Origin of the sequence: Chthonomonas sp. (assembly GCF_035294505.1) — a bacterium.
Taxonomy (GTDB): domain Bacteria; phylum Armatimonadota; class Chthonomonadetes; order Chthonomonadales; family Chthonomonadaceae; genus Chthonomonas.
Genome location: NZ_DATGKU010000129.1, coordinates 1 through 6,164, shown reverse-complemented (window position 1 = coordinate 6,164; position 6,164 = coordinate 1). Strand labels below are relative to the sequence as shown.

Genomic DNA, 6,164 nt, shown 5'->3' with positions numbered 1-6,164 from the left:
GTGAAACGGTTGACGGCCAGCCCAAACTGCGCTACCGGCACGCCGGAGGGAGTGTAGCGGACTTCCGGATCGCGCGTTAAGCGCCCTACAAGCACCACACGATTAACGGACATGGTATCTTCTCCTTTAGCTGAGAAAAGTCTGCTAAGAGGGAGTTGACTCCCTCCATAATACAACTGCCGTTTTCCCCATGAAAAGCGGAAAAACTAGTAGAAAAAATTTTACCATATGGGGAGCGCGCTGGGCTATTCCTCGTGCGGGTCTTGGCGGAGCACAATATGCCGTAGCACCACATCGTCAATGCGCAAAAGGCGGTCAAGCTCTTTTGGCGTTTCGGCCTCCGCTTCAAACTGCATTAGAAGGTAGATTCCCTCTGTTTTCTTGCGAATGGGATAGGCAAGGGGACGGCGGCCTTTCTCCCACAAACCGGCCTCGTGAACCGTGCCGCCCTGGTCTTGTACCACTTTTTGATAGCGACTGAGCGTCGCTTCCACCTGCTCGTCGTTCAACTCTGGTGTGAGCAGGATCATCGCTTCGTAATGACGCATTGTTTCTCCCTCGGTCTACGGCGCCCTTCTTGAGAGGGCGCGGGATGGAAAACTTGCAAGTTCCACGAACGGACTTGTTCTATGGAACGATAGCTTCGTTTATGATACCTCCACAAACCGTTGAAAAGCAAGCTCTCTGGGTGTTTCGGCTCAAAACTTGCCCGATAAGGCGATGTAGACCACAGTGCGCAAGGGAGTGACTTGCGATGGGAGACCGTTGGTGGGCGGCGGTGGCAGCTCAATGTGATGATCGCCGAAAAGGTTATGCACCACCAGGGCAAGCGTAAGTGGCTCTTTGCCTTCGCGCAAGCGGTAGCCCAGCCGCAAGTCCATGTTGGCATAGGCGGGCGCATTGGTGAGTATGCCAAACGTGCTTAAGCGGCTTGCTCCCACCACATGAAGGCCCACGAATGCGTTCCATCTGCCACCTAAACTCGCATCCATACCTGCATTAAGAATATGTTTTGGTGTAAAAGTACCTTGAAAAGCACTCTTGCTTGTAGCCTGCTGGTCGAGAAATGTGTAGTTAAAAAGCCCCCTTAATCGCTTTGTCATTTGTAGCTCGCTCTCAAACTCCACGCCATAGAGGGTGGCACCGCCGACATTTTCGTACATGAGCTTGGTCGGTAAACCCGGCGGGTAGGGTGGTGAGGGGGCGAAGGCAATCGGTAGTATACCGATGAGATTGCCGATGGAGTTGTAAAAACTGTTTAGCTCCATATATCCTTTCGGAAGTTCCTGACGCCAATCCAGTTCGAGGCCGTTAAGCGAGATGGTTTTGAGCTTCGTATTCCCTAAGCCCCAACCTGTTAACCCAGGAGCAAGTGGAAGGGGTGTATTGAGGTAGGTTTCCAGCAGGGTAGGGGCTTGGAACGAAGAGCCGTAGGCTATCCGTAGCATTGCGTCGCTGCTTAACTTCTTGACGATGCTGACGCGCGGGGAGAAGTTAAAGCCGTAGACCGTGGCATCATCAAAACGAATACCAAGGTAGGCAAGCCAATTTTGAGGGAGCCGCCATTCATCTTGGGCATAGAGGCCAAAAAGGTCTTGAAAATGTCTTCCGGTAACAATGTCGTCTCCATGAAACGTGGTGTGGTTCCAGGTAAATCCGTAGACAAGGGTATGATGCTTTGCAACTTGGTTCTGTTTTTGAATCTCACCTTCGAAGTTGTGGGTTTGTTCGATAAGCGTGCTCTGCGAAACGGCTTTGAAGTTGTTGTAGCTTAATCGTACGGAAAGTGGATTCTTCGTGGTAGGCTCGTCATAGCGCAGGACGACATAGGAGGTACGTGTATGAAGCCCCGCGAGATAGAGAATTTCGTAGAAATTTCCGGCATACTCTAAGTCGCCGGCCTGCAGACGAAGCGTTCCCAATGACATCTTATGCTGTGCATCCAGGCTGATGAACGGTACTGCCTCGTTATCCCTTACCCCTAACGAACCACCGGTACCAAAACCGCCCGTGTGGTTATAGCCAAAACCCACGCTAAAGGCGTTACCGTAGCGGTCGGCCGCGGAGGCCAGAAGCTCGTCGTAGTCACTCTTGTAGCCGCCTAGTACGGTGCGAAACTGTAGGTTCGGCTCTCGTCCGGCCAGCTCCTGAGGAGTTTTGGTAATGATGTTAATGACGCCGTTATAAGCGTTGGCCCCGTATAAAACCGAGCCGGGTCCACGCACGATCTCGATGCGCTTGATTTGGCTCAACAACACTGGGATGAGTTGCCAAAACACACCGCCGGTAAACTGTTCGTTAACCGGCCGATTGTCTATCATAACAAGAACCGTATTCGCATATTGAGAATTAAGCCCGCGAATGGTGACGTTTGCAACGCCGGCATTGGCCTCTGCCACGTTGAGGCCGGGCACATAACGGAGAGCGTCCAAGAGCGTTACAGCGCCATAGCGTTGCAGCTGTTCCCCGGTGATAACCGTAACTGCTGCGGGAGCCTGAGCGAGGGGCTGTTTCGACCGAGAAGCCGTTACCACCGTCTGGGTTCCTGCAAAGAGCAGTTCGTTGTTAAAGGCGTTTTGGGTGAGAGGGCCGAGAGCATCCCCTCTCATCGAAGGTAGCAGCATAACCATGCTGAGCACTAAGAGCGACCGACACGAACAAGGCATAAGGGTTCCTCTTAGGAAACAGAGATATTAGCAGAGGTTGCGTTTTTAGAGCACAGCCTTCCAGCCTCATTATTGGTAGTTTTGCTGGTCTGCTGCAGCTATTGGTACTTGTTCGAAACGACATTAAAACTTGCCCGATAAGGTAATGTAAACGACAGTGCGCAAGGGAGTGACTTGCGAAGGTAGACCGTTTGTGGGAGGTGGTGGCAGCTCAATGTGATGATCGCCAAAAAGGTTATGCACTACCAGGGCAAGGGTAAGAGGCTCTTTGCCTTCGCGTAGGCGGTAGCCCAGCCGCAAGTCCATGTTGATATAAGCTGGGGCGGAAGAGATAACACCATAGGAGTTCAGCGACGTTGCCCCTACCAGGTGGGCTCCCACAAAGGCCTCCCAATGTCGGCCTAAATCTGCATCTAGTGACAGGTTTGCCATATGGTTCGGTGCAAAGGCACCGGCCAGTGCCACATTTTTGAGGTGTTCGTAGTTGTAGGCATAGTTGAAATGCGCATCGAGATTTTTGGCCAACTTAAGAGCGCTATCAATCTCCAAGCCGTATGAGGTGGCATCGCTGACGTTTGCATAAGAGAGAGCAGACGGAGTGCCGGGTGGAAAGGGTGGGGAAGGCTGGAAGGCGGTGGGCACAAGCCCGATGATGTTGCGAATAAAGCTGTAGTAGCTGTTTAGTTGGAGGTAGCCTTTTGGTAACTCTTGGCGCCAATCTAGCTCTAAACCGTTGAGGGTAATGGTGTTAAGCTTGGGGTTCCCGGTGGTCGCTGCGGTTATCCCCGGTGCGATGGGAAAGGCGGTATCGAGATAGGAGTTGACAAGCGGTGGAGACTGGTAGGAGGTGCCATAGGCGAAGCGGAGCGTTTGCCGACTGCCTAAGTTTTTGAGCAGGCTTATGCGGGGGGAGAAACTGGTGCCGATGAGCGTGGCGTTGTCCACGCGAAAACCTAAATAGCCTATCCAGCCACGCAAAAACTTCCACTCATCTTGAAGATAGGCGCCGAAGATATCTTGGTAGTGCTTGCCGGAGTAGGCAATGTCGGAGTGCAGCACCGTATGGTTCCAAGATAGTCCATAGACAAACGTATGCCGTGAGCCGATAGAGTTCTGTTTTTGCAGCTCCCCTTCAAAAGTATGGGTTTCGTCCTCTGTGCTGCCTGCGGACGAGAGTTTGAAGCTGGTATAACTGACCCTAGCCATAAGCGGGTTAGGAGCATGCGGTTCATCATAACGTAGCGCGATAGAAGAGTTATAAACATGCATGCCGGTTAGATAGAGCACTTGATAGAAGTTTTCCGCGCTTTGTGCATAGCCTGTCTGCAGACGTATTCTTCCAACGCCAACTTTGTGTTCTCCATCGAAATTCAGCAGAGAAACGGCGTAGTTATCTAACATGCCTGTAGGGGCGGTGCTGCCGAAGCCGCCCGTGTGGTTGTAGCCAAACCCGAATGCGAAGGCGTTTCCCCGCCCATCGGTCCCAGAGGCAAGGAGTTCGTCGTAATCGCTCTTATAGCCTCCTAAAACGGTGCGAAACCGCAGGTTCGATTTGGTGTCGGCAAGCGCCTCTGGAGTTTTGGTAATGATATTGATAACTCCGTTATAGGCATTCGCACCGTATAGCACGGAGCCAGGCCCGCGAACGATCTCGATACGGTCAATTTGGCTTATAAGTAGGGGAACGCTCTCCCAAAAAAGCCCGCCCGTAAACTGCTCGTTGATAGGGCGATTGTCTATCATAACCAGCAAGGTGTTAGCATATTGCGAGTTGAAGCCACGCAGAGTTACGTTAACTACGTTGGCACCGGCTTCGGAAACATTCATGCCCACCACATAGCGGAGAGCGTCAGGGATGGTGACGATGCCGTACCTTTCAAGCTGATCGGCGGTTATCACCGTGACGGCGGCAGGCGCTTGGTTGAGCGGCTGTTTAGAACGGGAAGCCGTTACCACCGTCTGGGTTCCTGCAAAAAGCAGTTCATTGCCCAGAGACGACTCGGTGAGCGAGGTTGTGGGCGCCGCGAAAGCGTTCCCTAAACCGAACCAAAGAACAACAAAGAGTATGCCGAATTTCATGGTGGTAGTTTCTCCTCTTCACGAAGGATATCGTAAACGCACAACGATGATGTTAAAAAGCGTTTCCTTATGGAAACACAAAGAAATATCGGTATTTTTGTCAGGTTCTTTAGGGAATGTTGTATGTTTCGGGGTGTCTGCAATAACTTGGCTAAAAACGGGGAAGCACGGTGAGGCGGTTTTGAAGCGAGCCGTCGTCGATTCTCGTTTAAGAGAGGGTTAATAAGGCAGCTGTTGGAGAAAAGTCTATCGGAGGGAACAGGAATAGAGTATCAATATCCCTTCCCAAGATTTGCTGGGTGTAGGACGTGGGTTATGCTTCTCAACGGCTATGAGAGGTAAGCTTAGCCCATTCCAATGCGCTGCTTAGGGAGCGCGTGTTCAACCTGTACCGCCAAACTGCTCGTTTAGTTGGCGGATGGCTTCGGCAACCACAAGCTGTTCGGCCTTTTCTAGAGGGGGCGGCAGCGAGCAACCGGCCGCGAGGCGATGCCCTCCCCCTCCAAACACCTGTGCGATGCGATGGACGTCGGCGCCCTCGCGGGCACGAAGGCTTACCCGCACCTTTTTCCCAGGTATCTCACGGAAGAGAATGCCGATGAGGACACCCTGAATCGAACGCACATGATTGACGATCCCTTCGGTATCGGCATCTACGGCGTTAAACTCCTCGTAGTCTTTGGCCGTCACATGAACCCAGGCCACCTTTCCATCGGGGGATATTTGTAGGGTGCTTAGGGCGCGGCCCAACAGCTCCACACTTTCGCGCGAGCGGTTTTCAAACACAAGCTCGTTGATGCGAGAGGGCACGGCTCCGAGACGCTGCAGCTTGGCAGCAATGGTGAACGTGCGTGGGGTTACGCTGGGGAACTGAAAAGAGCCGGTGTCGGTAATGATGCCGGTAAGTAGGCATTCCGCGATCTCGCGGTTTGCCAAGCGCTTGCCGCTTACCTTTTCTAAGGCCAACACGAGTTCCCACCCAAGTTCGCAGGCTGCTGCAGCGTTGGCATCCACGAACAACAGATTTCCAAATACCCCGTCGGCGAGATGGTGGTCTACATCCACCACGAGCGGAGCCGATAGAACGATCTCTTGAACCGAACCTACTCTATCTATACGTCCTGCATCGCAGACCACAGCCACATCGAAATCTCGGCGTTCCGTGCTTGTCTGTACGACATCGGCACCGGGCATCCAGGTATAGATGCTGGGCACGCCATCGGCGGAGAGAAGAACTACCGCTTTGCCCAAGGCTTTCAGCGCATGCATCAAGGCCAGCGTGCAGCCAAGGGTGTCTCCATCAGGGTTAACGTGGGCAGCAAGGACCACGCGTTCTGTGCTACAGAGCGCTCTTGCCACAGCCAGAGCCGCTTTTCTCATGAATCGGTACTGCTATCTCCTTTCACTTCTTTAGACCCA

5 protein-coding genes are annotated in these 6,164 nt (G+C 52.8%); all 5 read right to left on the bottom strand.

Features of this window, described 5'->3' with window-relative positions; all coding sequences use genetic code 11:
• On the bottom strand, positions 1 to 113 hold a 113-nt coding region (ssb, locus tag VKV18_RS07575; protein ID WP_324199429.1), incomplete at its 3' end, for a single-stranded DNA-binding protein.
• 132 nt (positions 114 to 245) lie between these two features.
• Entirely contained in the window at positions 246 to 548 is a 303-nt protein-coding gene (rpsF, locus tag VKV18_RS07570) for a 30S ribosomal protein S6 (protein WP_324199428.1), read from the bottom strand.
• 150 nt (positions 549 to 698) lie between these two features.
• Complete coding sequence (locus VKV18_RS07565) at positions 699 to 2,666, bottom strand: TonB-dependent receptor (RefSeq protein WP_324203605.1); 1,968 nt, start codon at positions 2,664 to 2,666, stop codon at positions 699 to 701.
• A 123-nt stretch (positions 2,667 to 2,789) separates the two neighbouring features.
• Positions 2,790 to 4,745 carry a TonB-dependent receptor plug domain-containing protein gene (locus VKV18_RS07560; RefSeq protein ID WP_324203604.1) on the bottom strand — a complete coding sequence of 652 codons (1,956 nt, stop codon included), beginning with the start codon at positions 4,743 to 4,745 and terminating at the stop codon, positions 2,790 to 2,792.
• A gap of 381 nt (positions 4,746 to 5,126) precedes the next feature.
• Entirely contained in the window at positions 5,127 to 6,125 is a 999-nt protein-coding gene (locus VKV18_RS07555; protein ID WP_324203603.1) for a bifunctional oligoribonuclease/PAP phosphatase NrnA, read from the bottom strand.
• Between the last annotated feature and the right edge of the window lie 39 nt (positions 6,126 to 6,164).